Annotated in this window: 17 protein-coding genes; 13 read left to right on the top strand and 4 right to left on the bottom strand. The window is 31.1% G+C overall.

The window, feature by feature from the left end; genetic code table 11:
• The 10 genes from mnmG (at position 1) to glmU (ending at position 10689) form a co-directional block, all read left to right on the top strand.
• Positions 1–1899 carry a tRNA uridine-5-carboxymethylaminomethyl(34) synthesis enzyme MnmG gene (gene mnmG / locus Bamer462_RS00005; protein WP_500837675.1) on the top strand — a complete coding sequence of 633 codons (1899 nt, stop codon included), beginning with the start codon at positions 1–3 and terminating at the stop codon, positions 1897–1899.
• 696 nt (positions 1900–2595) lie between these two features.
• Positions 2596–3408 (top strand): F0F1 ATP synthase subunit A, encoded by an 813-nt coding sequence (atpB, locus tag Bamer462_RS00010; protein WP_500837676.1) that lies wholly within the window; start codon positions 2596–2598, stop codon positions 3406–3408.
• A 52-nt stretch (positions 3409–3460) separates the two neighbouring features.
• Complete coding sequence (gene atpE / locus Bamer462_RS00015) at positions 3461–3700, top strand: F0F1 ATP synthase subunit C (protein WP_500837677.1); 240 nt, start codon at positions 3461–3463, stop codon at positions 3698–3700.
• A gap of 59 nt (positions 3701–3759) precedes the next feature.
• On the top strand, positions 3760–4242 hold the full coding sequence (gene atpF / locus Bamer462_RS00020) for a F0F1 ATP synthase subunit B (protein WP_500837678.1): 483 nt from the start codon (positions 3760–3762) through the stop codon (positions 4240–4242).
• On the top strand, positions 4243–4788 hold the full coding sequence (gene atpH / locus Bamer462_RS00025) for an ATP synthase F1 subunit delta (RefSeq protein WP_500837679.1): 546 nt from the start codon (positions 4243–4245) through the stop codon (positions 4786–4788).
• A 49-nt stretch (positions 4789–4837) separates the two neighbouring features.
• A complete protein-coding gene (gene atpA / locus Bamer462_RS00030) occupies positions 4838–6379 on the top strand; it encodes a F0F1 ATP synthase subunit alpha (protein WP_500837680.1) in 1542 nt (513 codons plus the stop codon).
• A 33-nt stretch (positions 6380–6412) separates the two neighbouring features.
• Positions 6413–7279 (top strand): F0F1 ATP synthase subunit gamma, encoded by an 867-nt coding sequence (atpG, locus tag Bamer462_RS00035; RefSeq protein ID WP_500837681.1) that lies wholly within the window; start codon positions 6413–6415, stop codon positions 7277–7279.
• Between the two features lie 32 nt (positions 7280–7311).
• Positions 7312–8703: a F0F1 ATP synthase subunit beta gene (gene atpD, locus Bamer462_RS00040; protein ID WP_500837682.1), complete on the top strand. Its 1392-nt coding sequence runs from the start codon at positions 7312–7314 to the stop codon at positions 8701–8703.
• Between the two features lie 35 nt (positions 8704–8738).
• Entirely contained in the window at positions 8739–9179 is a 441-nt protein-coding gene (locus tag Bamer462_RS00045; RefSeq protein ID WP_500837683.1) for a F0F1 ATP synthase subunit epsilon, read from the top strand.
• A 121-nt stretch (positions 9180–9300) separates the two neighbouring features.
• Positions 9301–10689, top strand: coding sequence for a bifunctional UDP-N-acetylglucosamine diphosphorylase/glucosamine-1-phosphate N-acetyltransferase GlmU (glmU, locus tag Bamer462_RS00050; protein ID WP_500837684.1), 1389 nt, complete (start codon positions 9301–9303; stop codon positions 10687–10689).
• 236 nt (positions 10690–10925) lie between these two features.
• On the opposite strand, the gene mnmE is transcribed toward glmU, so the two are convergent.
• From mnmE to rpmH, 4 genes are all read right to left on the bottom strand, one after another.
• Positions 10926–12353 (bottom strand): tRNA uridine-5-carboxymethylaminomethyl(34) synthesis GTPase MnmE, encoded by a 1428-nt coding sequence (mnmE, locus tag Bamer462_RS00055; protein WP_500837685.1) that lies wholly within the window; start codon positions 12351–12353, stop codon positions 10926–10928.
• 77 nt (positions 12354–12430) lie between these two features.
• A complete protein-coding gene (gene yidC, locus Bamer462_RS00060) occupies positions 12431–14350 on the bottom strand; it encodes a membrane protein insertase YidC (protein ID WP_500837686.1) in 1920 nt (639 codons plus the stop codon).
• A complete protein-coding gene (rnpA, locus tag Bamer462_RS00065; protein WP_500837687.1) occupies positions 14329–14676 on the bottom strand; it encodes a ribonuclease P protein component in 348 nt (115 codons plus the stop codon). Before rnpA ends, yidC begins: the two co-directional genes overlap by 22 nt.
• Before the next feature lie 31 nt (positions 14677–14707).
• Positions 14708–14848 carry a 50S ribosomal protein L34 gene (gene rpmH, locus Bamer462_RS00070; RefSeq protein WP_500837688.1) on the bottom strand — a complete coding sequence of 47 codons (141 nt, stop codon included), beginning with the start codon at positions 14846–14848 and terminating at the stop codon, positions 14708–14710.
• Between the two features lie 303 nt (positions 14849–15151).
• On the opposite strand from rpmH, the gene dnaN reads away from it, so the two are divergent.
• The 3 genes from dnaN to Bamer462_RS00085 all read left to right on the top strand — a co-directional run bounded on the left by dnaN (position 15152) and on the right by Bamer462_RS00085 (position 19563).
• Positions 15152–16261 carry a DNA polymerase III subunit beta gene (gene dnaN / locus Bamer462_RS00075; protein ID WP_500837689.1) on the top strand — a complete coding sequence of 370 codons (1110 nt, stop codon included), beginning with the start codon at positions 15152–15154 and terminating at the stop codon, positions 16259–16261.
• A gap of 293 nt (positions 16262–16554) precedes the next feature.
• Positions 16555–18969: a DNA topoisomerase (ATP-hydrolyzing) subunit B gene (gene gyrB, locus Bamer462_RS00080; RefSeq protein ID WP_500837690.1), complete on the top strand. Its 2415-nt coding sequence runs from the start codon at positions 16555–16557 to the stop codon at positions 18967–18969.
• Positions 18970–19152: 183 nt separating this feature from the next.
• A complete protein-coding gene (locus Bamer462_RS00085; RefSeq protein ID WP_500837691.1) occupies positions 19153–19563 on the top strand; it encodes an Hsp20 family protein in 411 nt (136 codons plus the stop codon).
• The last annotated feature ends 135 nt before the right edge of the window (positions 19564–19698 follow it).

The following is a 19698-nucleotide window of genomic DNA, read 5'->3' on the forward strand; positions in this document are numbered from 1 at the left end:
ATGTTTTATTCTGCTCATTTTGATGTTATTGTTGTTGGTGGAGGGCATGCTGGAACAGAAGCGGCGTTAGCTTCTGCTAGGATGCAATGTAATACGTTATTGATTACTCATAATGTTGATACTCTTGGGCAAATGTCTTGTAATCCAGCTGTTGGCGGGATAGGAAAAGGTCATTTAGTAAAAGAAATTGATGCGATGGGTGGAGTTATGGCTTATGCTGCAGACAAAGCAGGGATTCAATTTAGAATACTTAATAGTAGTAAAGGAGCTGCTGTTAGGGCAACACGCGCTCAGGCAGATAAAATATTATACCGCCAAGTAATACGTAGCGTTCTTGAATATCAAAAATTTTTATCGATTATTCAGGCTTCAGTTGAAGACTTAATAATCGATAAAAATAAGATTATTGGAGTTGTTGTTCCAAAAATAGGAATGAAATTTAGTTCTACATCTGTTGTGTTAACGACAGGGACTTTTCTTAACGGTAAAATCCACATTGGAATGAAAAATTTTATCGGAGGTCGTGCTGGAGATGTAGAGTCGTCATCGTTGTTATCAGAACGATTGAAAGGATTATCTTTGAGAGTTAATCGTTTAAAAACAGGTACTTCTCCTCGTGTTCATGCTAATGGAATAAATTTTGGTTCTTTAATTGCGCAGTATAGCGATAATCCTATTCCTGTGTTTTCTTTTATGGGGTCTACGGAGCAACATCCTGCACAGGTTCCTTGTTATATTACCCATACTAATGATAATACACATGAAATAGTTAGGTCAAATTTGTATCAGAGCCCTATGTATACAGGTTTAATAAAAGGAAGATCTCCTCGTTATTGTCCATCAATAGAAGATAAAATAACACGTTTTTCGGATCGTGATGCTCATCAAATTTTTTTAGAACCTGAAGGTTTAACGACTCCTGAAATATATCTTAATGGTATTTCTACTAGCTTACCGTTTTATGTGCAAATACAGATGATTCGATCAATTCGGGGATTAGAGAATGTTCATATAATCAGACCAGGTTATGCTATTGAATATGATTTTTTTGATCCTCGTGACTTAAAGTTAACATTAGAGAGTAAATTTGTTTCCGGATTGTTCTTTTCTGGTCAAATTAATGGTACTACTGGTTATGAAGAAGCAGCTGCTCAAGGATTATTAGCCGGAATCAATGCTGCCAGATTTTCTCAAAATAAAGAGGGATGGTACCCTAGAAGGGATCAAGCATACTTAGGGGTACTTGTAGATGATTTATGTACGCATGGCGCTGAAGAACCTTATCGTATGTTTACTTCACGTGCTGAATACCGTCTGTCTTTGCGCGAGGACAATGCGGATTTAAGATTGACTGCAATTGCGCAACAGTTGGGTTTAATAGATAAGACAAGATGGAAAGCTTTTTGCTTAAAAAGAGAAAATATTGAAAAAGAACGTCAAAGATTACGTGATACTTATATTTTTCCATATAGTTCAGATGTTGTGCAATTAAATAATTTTTTGAAGACGCCTTTAATGCGTGAAGCAAATGGTGAGGAATTATTAAGAAGACCAGAAATTGATTATACAAAATTGTCTCAATTAAGTACTTTTGGTCCGTGTATGTTGGATCGTCAGATATTTGAGCAAATTGAAATTCAAATAAAATACGAAGGTTATATTCGTCATCAACAAGAAGAAATAGAAAAATATATTTGTAACGAAAATACATTGTTACCAACTGATATAGATTTTAAAGTTGTTTCTGGATTGTCTAAAGAAGTAATTGATAAACTTAATAATTGTCGGCCTTATTCAATTGGACAAGCTTCTAGAATTTCTGGTATAACTCCTGCGGCTATTTCCAATTTGTTAGTTTGGTTAAAAAAACAAGGTTTATTGGGTTATAGTGTATGTTAGTGATGTTAAATATTGAGCTTTTTAATATAATTAACATTGCCGATTGTACTGCAGTATTGAGTGTTTTTTATGGATTATATTCAAATATATGTTTAGTGATGTGTTTGTATTTTATTGATAAATCATGACATAGAGGTATGAATTTCATATGCTTGTAAGTTTGTTATATGTGGAAGTTAATGGATACATGTAAATGGTGTTTTTATGTTCATACAATTATGTTTAAATGAGTTTAAAAAAGTAGAATTTTAGGAATTTTTTACTTCGGTTGTATTTAGGTGTGGTTCATGCGTAATCTTTATCAAATTTGTGTTGTGTTAAATTTGTTAATTGGAAAACTTAACTATTAGTTAATCAATTAGACATGTATGTGTATGATGTATATTTATTTTTACAATGCGCAATTATTATATAAAAATTCATTAATTTATGGCATCATTCACAATTTACTGTATTGTGATGATATGTAAATTATATGAAAAAAGGGAGTGGTCTTTTTATTTGTATTGGTTTTAGTCTTTTTACAAAAATTAATTGAGGTTATTAAATTATAAATGAACATATCATTTTGATCCGTGTGTATCGGAGTATGTTAAATAACATGATATGTTATATGTTACAAAATGTACTATTAATTGCAGCAATGGATGTTATGTTATCTTAATATATTGCAAGTAATGTTTTTGAAGGACGGTAATGTCAGTAATTAAGAATACGACTCAGGGGTATATTGAACACCATTTATCTCATCTACAGTTTGATTTGAGTACTTTTTCGTGGGTAGGGTTAAAAAGTGTTTCTTCTTTTTGGGTATTGAATGTGGATTCGATGTTTTTTTCAACATTACTAGCCATTTTATTTTTATTAATTTTTGGTAAAGCAGCTAAACTGGCGATTTACGGAGTACCCACAAAATTACAAGCATTTATTGAATTGGTGATATTGTTTGTTGATAGTAATGTGAAAGATATTTTTCATGGTAAAAATAAATTAATCGCACCGTTAGCTATAACAGTTTTTGTTTGGATTTTTTTAATGAATTCTATGGATTTATTCCCTATAGACTTATTCCCTGTGTTAGCTCACTATGTGTTAGGATTGCCTGTTTTACGTGTTGTGCCTACTGCTGATATAAATATCACGTCTTCGATAGCTTTAAATGTGTTTGTGCTGATTATATATTACGATATCCATACCAATGGTATCTTTAGATTTATCAAAAGGTTAGCATATCATCCATTTCATCATCCAATGTGTATTCCGGTCAATTTTGTACTTGAAGTGATCGGGTTGCTATCTAAGCCAGTATCGCTTAGCCTTAGATTGTTTGGTAACATGTATTCTGGTGAGCTAATTTTTATTCTGATATCTGGTTTATTACCGTGGTGGGGACAATGGGTTTTAAATTTGCCATGGGCTATTTTTCATATTTTAATCGTTGTATTACAAGCTTTTATTTTTATGGTTTTAACAATAATTTATTTGTCTACAGTCCATGATTCAAGTTAAAATGAAAAATATGATATAGAGCACTAAATACTATAGATAGAGGAAGGGTATTATGGAACATTTAAATTTTGATATGTTGTATATAGCTGCAGCGATAATGATGGGTTTAGCAGCAATTGGCGCAGCTGTTGGTATTGGTATTTTAGGGAGTAAATTTTTAGAGGGGGCTGCTCGACAGCCAGATCTTATTCCTATTCTTCGTACTCAGTTTTTTATTGTTATGGGATTAGTTGATGCGATACCAATGATTACTGTAGGTCTTGCGTTATATGTGATGTTTTCTGCGGTTTAACGATTAAAATTAATAAAAAATGTATTTATTATTGATTATTAGATGTCAGGATTTGTACTGTGAGTCTTAATGCGACAATATTAGGCCAAACTATTTCGTTTATTTTGTTTGTTTGGTTTTGTATGAAATATGTATGGTATCCATTTATGTCAATTATTGAGAAGCGTCAAAAAGAAATTTCTGATGATTTAGCTTCTGCTGCACATGCTAAAATAGAATCGGAACGTGTTAATGCTGAGGCTTTACTTTGTTTGACAAAGGCTCGGCTTAAAGCTCAAGAAATTATAAGTCAAGCAAATCAATGTAAAATTCAAATAATTAATGAAGCGAAGTATGCAGCAGAAAGGGAGCAGAATAGAATTCTGTCTCAAGCACGAGAACAAATTGTTTGTGAAAGAAAATATGTGACTGATGAATTAAGAAAACAAATTAGTAAGCTTATAATTGAGGGTTCAGAGAAAATTATAGAACGTTCTATCAATGAAATAATTGATGTAGATCTGATAAATAATATCATTAATACGTTGTCGTATGAGGACTAAATGTTTAATATTTTTGCAGTGGCTCGGACATATGCTCAAGCTATATTTGATGTAGCAATAGAACAGCAAAATATAGGTAAGTGGCAATCAGTTCTCAGTTTATTTTCTAAGATAAGCGAACAGAGCTTAGTACGGTCTTTATTTTTTAGATATTTGGCTCCGGAAAGATTATCAGATATATTTATCACTATTTGTGAAGATTATCAAAAAAAGAATATTGATATGTATAGTAAAAATATAATTCATATTATGGCAGAAAATAATCGTTTATTATTATTACCAATGGTTTTTAAAGAGTTTATTCATCTGTGTTCTATACATGGGTGTACTGTGAAAGTAGAAGTTATCTCTGCTTGGCCTTTGAATCATAGACAATTAAGAAAAATTACTGATATGATGGCTAAGCGTTTATCTAAAACAGTGACTTTAGTACACAAAATCAATACAGATATACTAGCTGGTATAATTATTCGTTTTGGAGATACCGTGATTGACGGAAGTATACGTGGACGTATTTTGCGTTTAAATAATATATTACAATCTTAAAATTTTGATGTTAGCAGCTTAGCTGAGTTTCTTAGGTGCAAATAAGATTATGCAATTAAATTCGAACGAAATTAGCAAATTAATTAAACGACGTATTGCTCAATTTGATATACAGTGTGAGATTCGTAATGAAGGTACTATTACTTCTGTAGGAGATGGGGTCATCCATATACATGGATTAACAAATGTCATGCAAGGTGAGATGATTGCTTTGCCATCGGATCAGTTTGCTGTAGCTCTAAATTTGGAACGTGATTCTGTTGGTGCCGTAGTTATGGGCTCATATTTAAATTTATCTGAAGGAATGGTGGTAAAATGCACAGGAAATGTATTACGTGTTCCTGTTGGAAGAGCATTGTTGGGAAGAGTAGTGAATCCATTAGGTATTCCGGTAGATAACAAAGGAACATTGCAATGTTCCTGTTATCTACCGGTAGAAGCCATTGCCCCTAGTGTAATCGATCGTAAGTCTATAGATGAGCCAATTCAAACAGGATATAAGTCTGTTGATTCCATGGTACCTATTGGACGTGGTCAACGTGAATTAATTATAGGAGATAGGCAAACTGGTAAATCTGCATTAGCAATTGATACCATTATTAATCAACGTTACAGCGGAGTTAAATGTATTTATGTTGCTATTGGTCAAAAAGCAACAACTGTAGCTAATGTTGTAAAAAAATTAGAGGAACATTATGCATTGACTAATACTATTGTAGTGCTTGCATCTGCTTCTGAGTCTGCTGTATTGCAATACTTAGCGCCTTATGCTGGGTGTGCTATGGGGGAATATTTTAGGGATCTTGGAGAAGATGCTTTAATTGTATATGATGATCTTTCTAAACAAGCAGTAGCTTATCGCCAAATTTCCTTATTACTACGTCGCCCTCCTGGAAGAGAAGCGTACCCAGGAGATATATTTTATTTGCATTCTCGTTTGTTAGAACGAGCTTCCAGAGTTAGTTCTGACTATGTGTCACAGCGTACTCATGGCAAGGTAACAGGGAGAACTGGTTCTTTGACCGCAATGCCTATTATTGAAACTCAAGCCGGGGATGTTTCTTCGTTTATTCCAACTAATGTTATTTCTATTACTGATGGACAGATTTTTTTAGAATCTCATTTATTTAATTCTGGAATTCGTCCTGCAGTAAATCCAGGAATTTCAGTATCTCGAGTTGGCGGAGCGGCTCAAACTAATATTATGAAGGTGTTGTCTGGTGGCATTCGTACTGCTTTAGCTCAATATCGTGAATTAGCTGCTTTTTCTCAATTTGCTTCAGAATTAGATGAGGTTACGCAGAAACAATTGAAACATGGTCAAAAGGTCACTGAATTATTAAAACAGAAACAATATGCTCCTATGTCTATTTCGTATCAATCTATTATTCTGTTTGCAGCGATACATGGGTATTTAGAAGATGTTGAAGTTTCAAAAATAAGTGATTTTGAGTCTGCATTAATATTATATATGGCTTATGCGGAAAAAGAACTAATTAAAATAATTGATCGCGATGGTATGTATGATATTAATATTGAAAATAAATTTAAAAGTATTTTAGAAACTTTCAAATTAAACCAATCTTGGTAACTTAAGCGCTTTTGTTATTAATGGAATTAAAATATGTCTAGTTCAAAAGAAATACGCGAGAAAATGGATAGTATTCGTAATATACAAAAAATTGCTAAGGCTATGGAAATGATTTCTGCTTCTAAAATCCATAAAACTCAGAGACGAATGTTAATAAGTAAACCGTATGCAGAAACTATTCGTAAAGTAATTAATCATATTTCTTCAGGAACATTGGAATATAAACACCCTTATTTTTCAGAACGAAAAATTAAATCTGTTGGGTATTGGGTGATCTCAACAGATAGAGGGTTAACAGGAGGGTTAAATATTAATTTATTTAGAACGTTATTGTGTGATTTTAGTAAATGGCATAATACAGGAGTAGTTATTAAATTAGCTGTTATTGGATCAAAAGCTGCTTCTTTTTTACGTTATATAAGTCAAACAAAGATAGTAAGCTGTGTGTATGGAATCGGAGATACTCCTAAGATGTCGGCATTAATTGGTTCAGTGAGAGTGATGTTGCAATTATATAATGATAGTCAGATAGACAAATTATATTTGGCATATAATAGATTTGTTAACACCTTATCTCAAATTCCTCAAATTTTGCAGATCTTACCGATTACTGCTATAAATAACACTAATTTTAGAACTAAATATTGGGATTATTTATATGAACCGGATTCTAAAGTATTATTAAATAGTTTATTACAGAGATATATTGAATCGCAAGTTTATCAAGGAGTAGTGGAAAATTTAGCGAGTGAGCAATCTGCTAGAATGATGGCGATGAAGACGGCTGCAGATAATGGAGAAATTATTATTAATGATTTAAAGTTATTTTATAATAAAGTTAGACAAACTAAAATTACAGAAGAACTTACAGAAATTGTTTCAGGAGCTTCTGTGATATAAATGAAAAGATAGTTAGTAGAGGTATAATTAATATGAGTTCTGGAAAAATTATCCAGGTTATTGGCGCAGTGGTTGATGTAGCGTTTCCTCAAGATATAGTGCCTACTGTGTATCATGCGCTTGAAGTACACACTGATGATAATTTTAATAAAAAATTGATATTAGAAGTAGCACAGCAATTAGGTGGAGGTGTAGTGCGTTGCATTGCTATGGGAAATACAGATGGATTACGTCGTGGATTAACAGTAATTAACTTAAGACATTCTATTGAAGTTCCAGTAGGACAAGAGACTTTAGGGCGTGTAGTGAATGTGTTGGGCGAGCCAATTGATATGAAAGGACCGATTAAAGAAAAAGAAAAGTGGGCTATTCATAGACCTGCTCCGCGTTATTCTGAATTGTCTACTAGCCAAGATCTTTTAGTGACTGGTATTAAAGTTATTGATTTAATGTGTCCATTTTCTAAAGGAGGGAAAATTGGTCTTTTTGGAGGGGCAGGGGTTGGAAAGACTGTAAATATGATGGAACTCATTCGTAATATTGCCGTAGAACATTCTGGTTACTCAGTATTTATTGGGGTTGGTGAACGTACTCGTGAAGGTAATGATTTTTATCATGAAATGATGCACTCTGATGTGATAAGCAAAGTTGCTTTGGTATATGGTCAAATGAATGAACCGCCTGGTAATAGATTACGAGTTGCTTTAACTGGTCTCACTATGGCTGAAAAATTTAGAGATGAAGGACATGATGTGTTATTGTTTATAGATAACATATATCGTTATACTCTTGCTGGAACTGAAGTTTCTGCATTATTGGGTCGTATTCCATCGGCGGTTGGATATCAATCTACATTATCAGAAGAAATGGGTATGTTACAAGAACGCATTACTTCTACAAAATTAGGTTCAATCACTTCTGTGCAAGCAGTGTATGTTCCTGCAGACGATCTGACAGATCCATCTCCTGCTACTACTTTTTCTCATTTAGACGCAACTATAGTTTTAAGTAGGCAAATTGCCGCTCTTGGTATTTATCCTGCGGTAGATCCATTAGATTCTAATAGTCAACAATTAAACCCACTTATTGTAGGACAAGAACATTACGATGTGGCTCGTGATGTTAAATCTATTCTACAACGTTATCAAGAACTTAAAGATATCATTGCAATTTTAGGTATGGATGAATTATCTGAAGAAGATAAATTAATAGTATTACGTTCAAGAAAAATTCAGCGGTTTTTATCACAGCCTTTTTTTGTTGCTGAAGTATTTACTGGATTTTCTGGTTCATATGTTTCCTTAGAAGATACCATTCGAGGATTTAAAGAGATCATAGAGGGTAAATATGATCATATTCCAGAGCAAGCGTTTTATATGGTAGGTGCTATTGAAGAAGTTGTAGAAAAAAATAAAACACTTTAAGTTTTTATTTTATTAATATAGATCAAGGTATATTAATGTCAGTGCGTACTTATTATTTAACTGTTGTTTCTGTTGAAAGGCAGATATTTTCTGATGTGGTACAAAAAATCCAAGTAGCAGGCATTGAAGGTGAGATGGGGATTTTTCCAGCTCATGCCCCGTTGCTTACATCTATTAAGCCAGGGGTTTTGCGCATAGTGAAATCATGCGGTAATGAAGAATATGTGTATATATCTGGGGGTATAATTGAGGTTCAAGGAAATATAGTGACAATATTAGCAGATACAGCTATTCGTGCGGAAGAATTAGATGAAAAAAGAGCTAAAGAAGCTCAATATGAAGCTGAAGAACATATTAGGAACTTACATCATCATAGTGATGACGATATAGATTATATAAAAATAGCTGCAGATATATCTAAGGCTATTGCGAAACTTAGATTAATTGAATTAGCAAAAAAAAATAAACATTTGTAATAAATGAATACATATTTACATATTTTATATAAAAATTATTTATATAAAATATGTAAATATGTATTGTGATGTGATAAATAAAATACGTTAAAATAAAAAATAAAAAAGAGATATATAGGTTATGTCGCATATTAATTTTAGTGCAATTATTCTTGCTGCTGGTAGAGGTAACAGAATGTTGTCAGATACCCCGAAGGTATTATATAAAATTGGTGGTAAGTTTATATTGCAACATTTAATTGATTCTGCAATACAGGCAGGTGTTGGGTCCGTGTATGTGGTTTATGGTCATAAAGGAGATATGTTAATGAAACAAATCAATACGGATCAGTATAAAACTCCTGTGCATTGGGTATTACAACATGAGCTTATTGGGACTGGAAACGCTGCGCAAAGAGCTTTGCTTGGTATCAACGATAGCGCAGTAGTTCTTATCTTGTATGGTGATGTCCCGCTTGTTTCATATCAAACATTACAACGATTGTATGCCATTAAATCGCAGTGTGATATTAGCATGCTGACAGCCATATTACCTAATCCAAATGGATATGGACGTATTATTAGGAATCAAGCAGGTAATGTTATTAGTATAATAGAACATGATGATATCATTAATAATGATGCTCAAAAAAAAATTAAAGAAATTAATACTGGTATTTTTATTGCAATTTCTGGGAAATTAAAACATTGGTTAAGTGCATTAAAACCTCATAGGTCACAAAATGAACTTTATTTAACAGATATAATTCATATAGCCCATCAATCTGGTTGTATTATTCATACTATGTATCCTGATGATATATTTGAAATAATAGGGGTAAACAGTAAATTAGATTTAGTTTATTTAAATAAACAATATCAACAAAGACAAATACAATATTTGTTATCGTCAGGAGTTATGATAACCGATCCGAATAGGTTTGATTTAAGAGGAACATTAGTACATGGAAAAGATGTATCAATCGATGTAAATGTAATCATTGAAGGAGATGTGGTTTTAGGAAATAGAGTAACGATAGGAGCGGGTTGTATATTGAAAGATACAGTGATTGAAGACGATGTCGTAATATATCCATTTTCAATTATTGAAAATACAAAAATAAATTTTCAAAGTACAGTTGGGCCATTTGGGCGATTAAGACCGGGAACTGAGTTAAAAGAAAAAAGTCATGTAGGAAATTTTGTTGAAATAAAAAATACTTCGTTGGGTGCACAATCTAAAGTCAGGCATCTTAGTTATTTAGGTGATGCAAAAATTGGAGAACAAGTAAATATTGGAGCTGGTACTATTATTTGTAATTATGATGGCATTAATAAACATAATACTATTATTGGTGACGACGTATTTATTGGGGCTGATAGTCAACTGGTAGCTCCAATAACTATTGGAAAAAACGTAATTATTGGAGCTGGAACTACAGTAACTAGAGATGTACCAGCTGGTGAAACCATTATTAGTAGAATACGACAATTTTCTATTTTAAATAAGAAGCGAAAAAATATAAAATAATCCTATGTTATATTTTTATATAAGAATTCAATTTCATATTGAAAGATAATTTTTTTGTTGTGGTTGTACGTGATAATTAATTTAATATATCTCTCTACATGAGATGTCTTTGTTTATTTAAATACATGATACCGTTTGCATTAGGTTTTTATATCGGTTAAATATATTATTATCAATATAAAAGTGAATTTTTTATAGTTCATGTTAATAAGATTTTTTTTTGCAATTATAAATAATTATTTTCCAATACAAAATGTGGAAAATATTCTTTGTAATAAATCTGAGGGAGTAAATTGTCCAAAGATTTTACTTAATTCGTTATGTGCTAATACAAGATCTTCAGCAAAAAGTTCATTTATCACCATCATGGATGGTGATAGTTGTTTTTGAGCAGATATAAGGTATTTGTACGATTTTTCAAGTGCGTCTATATGACGTCTACGTGCAATAAAATTTCCTTGATTTTCAGATAAACTGTGATAAAAATCTTTTTGTTTTTTATTTTTTACATTGTTACTTAAATGCTCTCTTAATAAGTCTATTCCATCGTCAAATAAAGCTGATAATGTAACAATTGTGTAATTGTTTATTGTGTTGTTTATTCCAGTTTTATTTTTAGTTAAATCAGATTTGTTATGTATAATTGTGATAGGTGTCTTTTTATGTTCACGACGTAACATTTTTTCTACATGTTGTAATGTGATGCTATCGTTATTTTTTTTATTATTTGTGTTTTCATTGGAGTCAATTACCCATAATATATGATCTGAATTACTTAATTCATCCCATGTACGTTTCATTCCAATTTTTTCTATTTCATTATCGCTGTTTGTTTTTAATCCGGCAGTATCGGTTAGATGGAATGTTATTCCATCTAACCGAATACATTCATGTAGTATATCTCTTGTAGTTCCAGATATTGAACTAACAATCGCTCTATCAATACCAATGAGTGCATTAAAAACACTAGATTTTCCGGCGTTTGGTTTACCAGCAATTACTATTTTAATTCCTTCACGCAGTAAAAGACCGTAATGAGCTGATTCGCATATTTGTTGGATATCATTGATAATATCTTCTAAATATCTTTTAATACCTTCATATGAGATGGTTTTAATTTCTTCTTCTGAAAAATCAATAGATGATTCTACGTGTGTACGTAGATTAGTAAGTTTTTCTAATATCGTATGTATTCTACGAGAAAAAGTTCCTTGTAAGGAATTTGATGCTGATTTAGCAGCTTGATATGAAGTTGCATCAATAATATCAGCTATTGCTTCTGCTTGAATGAGATCTATTTTATTATTTAAGAATGCTCGCTTGGTAAATTCACCTGGATGCGCAATTCTAATGTTAGAAGAGGTTTTTAAAATACGCTCTAATAATATATCTAGAATCATTTGACCGCCGTGCCCATGGATTTCCAGTACATTTTCTCCTGTAAAAGAATGTGGTTCAGGAAAAAATAAGGCTATTATTTTTTCTAATACGGATCCATCTATATCTAAAAATGGCAAGTATTCTGCTTTTCTAGGTTCAGGTATTTTTCCTAATAATTTAGGTATAATTTCAGGAACTGATTTACCTGATATCCGTATAACTCCAATACCTCCTCGTCCTGGAGGTGTGGAAATAGCAACCACTGTATCTACTATATAGTTCATGATTTTTTATGATTTAAAATATATTGGTATATAACAAAAATACACTTTTCCTATAATTATGTTGAATTACTATCAAATTATTTTTTATTATGTAATCCTTTTTTTTCTAATCCTTGGTAAATCAAGTATTGTTGAATCATAGTAATCACATTGCTTGCAATGTAATATAATACTAAGCCGGATGGGAACCACAAAAAAAATATAGTAAAAATTATTAACATGATAGTCATCATTTTTTTTTGTATCGCATCAGTAATTGTGGTAGGTGACATTTTTTGTATAAAAAACATGGTAATTCCCATTAATACTGGTAATATGTAATAAGGATCTTGAGCAGATAAGTCATGAATCCAAAAAGCAAATTTAGCATGCCTCAATTCTACAGACCCTGATAACATATAATATAAAGCTAAAAATATCGGCATTTGGATGAATAATGGTAAACATCCTCCCAATGGATTCACTTTTTCTGATTTATATAATTCTATAGTTTTTTGATGATATTGATATTTATCGTGTTTATATTCTTCTTGTATTCTAGATAATTTAGGTTGTAGCATGCGTATTTTTGCCATAGAAGTATATTGTGACTTAGTTAAAGGATACATGGTTAGTCGTATAATTAATGTTATAACAATAATAGATGTACCCCAATTTCCTACGTAGCTGTAAATAAAACTTAATAATTTAAATAATGGTTGAGAAATAAACCATAACCACCCATAATCAATTATTAGATCTAAATTTGGAGCTATTGATTTCATTTGTTCTTGGATTTTTGGTCCTATCCATAATATAGATTTTAATTCACCTTGTTTTCCTACCGGAATATATATTGAATCAGATTGGAAACCTATAGAAACATTATTGTTATCATGATAGTTCGTGTAAAATGTAATGTTTCCTTGAGTCAAAGGGATCCAGGCTGTTGCAAAATATTTTTGTGACATTGCTATCCAACCTGTAGAGGTGTTGACTTTTAAGTTCATATTTTTTATGTCTTTAAAGCTATATTTTTGGTATTTTTTTTTATCGGTAGAATATGCTGTTCCTCGATAAGAGTATAAAGGAAAATTATCTCCGTTATTATTATCATGCGATTTAGAGCAATGTACAGATTGTATTAGATTACCAAACAATTTAATTTTTAATGGCTTGTCATTTATATTATTTATGATATAATCCACGTGTACTGAATAGTTATTTCTATGAAAAACGTAGTTTTTGGTATATATAATTCCATTAGATCCGCAATGTGTTAAAGTTAATTGCAATTTGTTTGCGTTTTTTGGTAAAACGTATGTACTTTGATCAGTTGCTGTGGTGTATAAAAATTTTTTATTATTGAATGGTTTATCTGGTGTGCTTTCGTTTATTAGTCCGCTGTTCGTCTGATATATAAATTTTTGTGAAGCACTTAATAAATGAAATGGTTTCTTAGAATTCAAATTCTCTAAATAATTTATTAGATATGCTTCTTCGATGTCTCCTCCGTAAGTATTTATTTTTAGTAAAAGTACATCTGTTTTGACAGTAATAGTATAATTTGTATCGTGAATATGTGTAACTGCATCGTTATTTTCAGAATGAATTAGAGAATGTGTATTTTCGTGTTGTGTATCTGTTTTTATAATATTGTATTTTTGATTATTTTCCGTTTGCCATGTTTGCCATAGTAAAAACGACATAATTAAAAATGCTATCACAAAGAAATTACGTTGCGAATCCATGTTGATTATGCCCTGAATATGTGAATGTGAGTAATATTTAAAATCTTCATTATTATGTTGTAAATTTAAAGGATGGCATTGCAATATGCGAACGAATGTTATCCAGCTACCTCGTAATATTCCAAATTTACGTACCGATTCGATCCCATATTGGGAACATGTTATTTGAAAACGACAATGATGACCTAATATAGGACTAATACTGATTTGGTATCCATATATTAACCATATTATGCTTTTTTCTATTAAAACAAATGGTGATACCATAATTTTTCAAGCTCTTTTATCAACGTTTTGTTTTTAAAGTGCATAATTTCTTTTGATCGAATAGTTAGAATAAAGTCTTTAGCTAATAAATTATGTTGAATTTTACGAAAAGTTTCACGCATGTGCCTTTTTATCCTATTGCGTTCATGCGCGAACTTAATGTATTTTTTCGAAACAGCTAGTCCAATACGAGGATATTTTAACTGATTAGCTCGACTAAACAAAGTAATTGTGCTTGTTTTAATACGTTCTGGTTTTTGAAATACAAAAACAAAATCATTCATAGTTAACAATCGCGCTCGTTTAGGTAAAAATTTTCTATTCATTTGGTTGGACTGATATGGGTTTATTGACTATTTAAACAGATACAACCAATCGAATGCGTCCTTTAGATCTACGTCTTGATAATACTTGCCGACCTTGTCTAGTGGACATTCTTACTCTAAATCCGTGTGTTCTGTTGCGTTTTAATATGGAAGGCTGAAAGGTGCGTTTCATATTTAAATTTTTGTATATTTATTTAATAATAAAAAGTATTTTTAATTGGGTTGTTTGTTTATTTGTACACAAATTACGTACGTATGATATAGGATAGAATACATAAAGTCAAAAATATTTGAGAGCTTGCTTTATTGTTTCTTAATGGTAATTCACTTAATCAAAATAGTTTTCAAAGTTAACGCTCATCTTCTATACAGGTCTTAATGTATTAATTCATTTATATTTTATATATAATATACTATATTTGTTATAGTATGTACTTGAAATAATCGCTTAAAATGTACTTAAATAAGTCTAACTATGAATTTTTTAATAGACAGAAAATCATTATATCAACCCTTACAAAGAGTCGTAAGCATTATCAGCGGACGACCTAGGATGCCTATCCTAACTCATATATTATTAGAAGTCAATGATAACTATTTATTTATTACCGCTACAGATTTAGAAATAGAGATAACAGTTCGAGTGACATTAATGGATCAATATCCTATTGAATCTGTGACAGTACCAGGACGTAAGTTTTTTGAAATTTGTCGCAGTTTACCTGAATCATCAAAAATTGATATAATATCAAAAGATAAAAAACTGATTATTTGTTCTGGATATAGTAAATTTTATTTATCTACGTTTTCTGCATCAGATTTTCCTAAATTAGAGAAATGGGATAATAAATTAAAATTATTGATATCCCAAGCTACTTTAAAGAAAATGATTGAATTAACTCAATTTTCTATGGGTCGTCAAGATGCGCGTTATTATCTTAATGGTATGTTTTTTGAGACTACAGAACGTATTTTACGTATTGTGGCGACAGATGGGCATCGTTTAGCAAGTTGTGAATCCATTATGGATTCATCATCATCGCTACCTTGTCAATCGGTTATCGTGCCCCGTAAAGGGATTATTGAAATCTTGCGGTTATTAAATATTACAGAAAAATTAGTTAATATTCAAACGAATGGGAACAGCATTCGTATTAATACAGATCATTATACTTTTACTTCTAAATTGGTTGATGCTGTATTTCCAAATTGTCATGATGTCCTTTTAAATCGTTCAAAAAATATTTTGGAGGTAGCATGCGATATTTTGAAGCATGCGTTAAGACGAGCAGCTATTCTTGCTAACGAAAAACTTCGTGTCGTTCAGTTTTCATTAATTACTAACCAATTAAAAATAACTACACATAATTTCGAACATGAAGCATCAGAAGAAATTTTAGATGTGTTATATTCAGGTCAGAATACTGAAATATCTTTCAATGTAGATTATTTACTTGATATTCTTAATGTCATGGATACTCAGATTGTACGTTTTTTTTTGAAAAATGCAGTATCTGGTGTTCAGATTGAGGGTGTAGATAGATGTTATGGCGCGATATACATCGTTATGCCAATCCGGATATAATAATAATTTACAGATTCTAATTGAATATGTATTTTAATGTAAAAAATATATATTGAATTTTGTGGCGTGAAATTAATAGTAAAATTAAAGCAAATGATTTAGACACGTGATTATACATTTAAAAAATCAAAAAATATATTTGTAATATATTATATTTCATATAAATCAATTTTTGGAGATATGATTTAGTCAAATGTAACAGTTCTGTTTAGATTATCAGAGATATATATATGTTTGAAAAAAACTAATTTAAATTATATGTGTACTATTATTATTATTATGGGAATAAGATCATGTTGAGTGCTTATGATTCTTCAAGTATTAAGATCTTAAAAGGATTAGATGCAGTACGAAAACGTCCTGGAATGTATATTGGAGATACTGATGATGGAACAGGATTGCATCATATGGTATTTGAGGTTGTGGATAATGCTATTGATGAAGCTATTTCGGGGTATTGTCAGAAAATAGTAGTGATAATTCATCAGGATAATTCTGTATCGGTACAGGATGATGGACGTGGTATTCCTACGGGTATACATGAGGAAGAAGGAGTATCTGCAGCTGAAGTTATAATGACTATACTGCATGCTGGAGGTAAATTTGATAATAGTAATTATAAAATATCAGGCGGATTGCATGGTGTTGGAGTATCAGTAGTAAACGCGTTGTCGGAGCGATTAGAATTAGTAATAAAAAGAGATTTTAAATTATATAAACAAGTATATTGTGAGGGAAGACCACAATCACCTTTGGAAATTATAGGTACTAGTGAAAAAAGTGGCACTACGGTACGGTTTTGGCCAAGTCTTAAAACCTTTACAAATAAGACTGAGTTTCAATATGATATTTTAGCTAGGCGTTTTAGAGAGTTATCATTTTTGAATTCTGGAATTGTAATTATTTTATGTGATCATCGTAATAATAAAGAAGAAAATTTTCATTATTCAGGAGGAGTGAGAGCTTTTGTAAAGTATTTGAGTCTCAATAAAGTCTCGATTCATCCTAATATATTTTATTGTCTAGGAAATAAAGGAGGGATTAATATAGAAGTTGCATTACAATGGAACGATAACTTTCAAGAAAAGATATATTCTTTTACTAATAATATTCCTCAAAGAGATGGAGGAACTCATTTAGCGGGTTTAAGAGCTGCTATCACAAGAACAATGCATTTTTATATGGATAAAGAAGGATATAATAGAAAAGCTAAGGTTGTTACTATAGGAGATGATGCTAGAGAAGGCCTGGTTGCTATATTATCCATTAAGATACCGGATCCAAAATTTTCTTCTCAAACTAAAGATAAACTGGTTTCGTCAGAGGTGAAAACTGCAGTTGAGTCATTAGTTTATGAAAAATTAATAGAATTTTTTTTGGAAAACCCGGTAGATTCTAAAAATGTAATAAATAAAGTCATAGGAGCTGCCCGTGCTCGGGAAGCAGCAAGAAAAATTCGGGATTTGACGCGTCGTAAGGGATTGTCAGATTTTTCAACACTTCCAGGTAAGTTGGCTGATTGTCAAGAAAAAAACCCGGTTTACTCTGAATTATATTTGGTAGAAGGAGATTCTGCTGGTGGTTCTGCAAAACAGGGTAGAAATCGTAAAAATCAGGCAATATTACCACTAAAAGGTAAAATTTTAAATGTAGAAAAAGCACGTTTTGATAAAATGTTGAGCTCTCAGGAAGTAATGACATTAATTACTGCTCTTGGATGTGGTATTGGTCCAAATGAATATAATCCAGATAAGTTGAGATATCATAATATTATAGTTATGACAGACGCAGACGTTGATGGTGCTCATATTCGTACTTTATTATTGACTTTTTTTTATCGCCAGATGCCAGAAATTATTGAAAGAGGTCATATATTCATCGCACAACCTCCTTTATATAAAGTACAGAAAGGGCATCAAGAACGATACCTTAAAGATGAAGCAGCAATGAATAGATATCAAATATCAATAGCGGTAGGAAATGCTCGTTTTCATGTTAATCCCGATACGCCTCCTTTGATTGGAAAAAGATTGGAACAATTGATTTTTGAATATTATTTAATACAAAAAATTATTGTTCGTATGGCACGTCAATTTCCTAAAATATTGCTTAACAGGTTAATTTATCATTCAGTTTTATCTGAAGAAGCATGGTATCACTATAAAAGTGTTGAGATATGGATGACATCTTTAGTGGAGTCTTTGAGTTATTTCGAAGAATATGGTAGCAGTTACAATTTTATTATTTTAAAAAATTATGAGTATAAATATTTTGAGCCGATATTACGCATACGAACGTACGGTGTAAGTACAGATTATGTATTAGATATGGATTTTATTAAAAGTCATGAATATAAAAAATTAGTATCTTTTGGAATGAGAATGAATGAATTGTTATTTTCGGATGCATATATAGAGTACGGAATATATCGAAAGCAGGTAAATTCTTTTGATCAAGCTATAGAATGGCTCATGCAAGAATCTCGAAAAGGGTTAATAATACAACGTTATAAAGGACTAGGAGAAATGAATCCGGATCAATTATGGGAAACGACTATGAACCCAAAAAATAGATGTATGTTTCGAGTAACAATAAAAGATGCGATAGAAGCTGATCATTTATTTACTACACTTATGGGTGATTTAGTTGAACCAAGACGCGCCTTTATTGAAGAGAATGCGTTAAAAGCAACAAATGTAGATTATTAAACCTGCAGATAATTTTTATATGAATCGGTAGATTATTACTGATTAATATAATCATGTAATTGATAGTAAAAGTACATATTATACTATAATATAGGTGGTGATATCAGTAGCAAGACACAATAATTAAACGTTATTACTTTTAATTTTATACAGTTAATAATCATTATATTAGGAGTATTAAATATGCGCAATTTTGATTTTTCACCGTTGTATGGTTCTGTCATTGGATTTGATAGATTAGTTAATTTTTTGGAGATTGGACAAAGCAATGGAAGTTATCCGCCTTATAATGTTGAGTTAGTCAGTGAACATAAATATTGTATTTCTATTGTAGTAGCTGGTTTTACGAATAGCGAGTTAGATATTACAATGCATGATAATATGTTAGTAGTAAAAGGAATACATATTGATTCTCATCAAAATTCTAAAAATTACTTGTATCAGGGTATTACTGAGCATAATTTTGAAAGAAAATTTCAATTATCTGAACACATTCAAATAACCGGTGCAAATTTGGAACATGGAATTCTTTATATACATTTAGAAAGAATATTACCAGATACATTGAAACCAAGACGTATAGAAATTAAATAGTGATTATATTTTATTGTTAATTAATTTATCTTAATGTATGCGAAGTGAATCATATCGAGCTTTATAACCTCATAATGCACAAATATGAAGCTCGATTTGATTGTGTGTTTTTTAATTAATTGGTTATATTATTTA

It is taken from the genome of Candidatus Blochmannia americanus (nom. nud.), assembly GCF_059934915.1.

Bases quoted from the DNA above. Each gene is read 5' to 3' on its own strand.
- atpA (WP_500837680.1), top strand. From the start codon at position 4,838: ATGCAATTAAATTCGAACGAAATTAGCAAATTAATTAAACGACGTATT.
- dnaN (WP_500837689.1), top strand. From the start codon at position 15,152: ATGAATTTTTTAATAGACAGAAAATCATTATATCAACCCTTACAAAGA.
- atpH (WP_500837679.1), top strand. From the start codon at position 4,243: ATGTTTAATATTTTTGCAGTGGCTCGGACATATGCTCAAGCTATATTT.
- rpmH (WP_500837688.1), bottom strand. From the start codon at position 14,848: ATGAAACGCACCTTTCAGCCTTCCATATTAAAACGCAACAGAACACAC.
- mnmG (WP_500837675.1), top strand. From the start codon at position 1: ATGTTTTATTCTGCTCATTTTGATGTTATTGTTGTTGGTGGAGGGCAT.
- glmU (WP_500837684.1), top strand. From the start codon at position 9,301: ATGTCGCATATTAATTTTAGTGCAATTATTCTTGCTGCTGGTAGAGGT.
- atpD (WP_500837682.1), top strand. From the start codon at position 7,312: ATGAGTTCTGGAAAAATTATCCAGGTTATTGGCGCAGTGGTTGATGTA.
- Bamer462_RS00045 (WP_500837683.1), top strand. From the start codon at position 8,739: ATGTCAGTGCGTACTTATTATTTAACTGTTGTTTCTGTTGAAAGGCAG.
- atpB (WP_500837676.1), top strand. From the start codon at position 2,596: ATGTCAGTAATTAAGAATACGACTCAGGGGTATATTGAACACCATTTA.
- Bamer462_RS00085 (WP_500837691.1), top strand. From the start codon at position 19,153: ATGCGCAATTTTGATTTTTCACCGTTGTATGGTTCTGTCATTGGATTT.
- gyrB (WP_500837690.1), top strand. From the start codon at position 16,555: ATGTTGAGTGCTTATGATTCTTCAAGTATTAAGATCTTAAAAGGATTA.
- rnpA (WP_500837687.1), bottom strand. From the start codon at position 14,676: ATGAATAGAAAATTTTTACCTAAACGAGCGCGATTGTTAACTATGAAT.
- atpE (WP_500837677.1), top strand. From the start codon at position 3,461: ATGGAACATTTAAATTTTGATATGTTGTATATAGCTGCAGCGATAATG.
- mnmE (WP_500837685.1), bottom strand. From the start codon at position 12,353: ATGAACTATATAGTAGATACAGTGGTTGCTATTTCCACACCTCCAGGA.
- yidC (WP_500837686.1), bottom strand. From the start codon at position 14,350: ATGGTATCACCATTTGTTTTAATAGAAAAAAGCATAATATGGTTAATA.
- atpG (WP_500837681.1), top strand. From the start codon at position 6,413: ATGTCTAGTTCAAAAGAAATACGCGAGAAAATGGATAGTATTCGTAAT.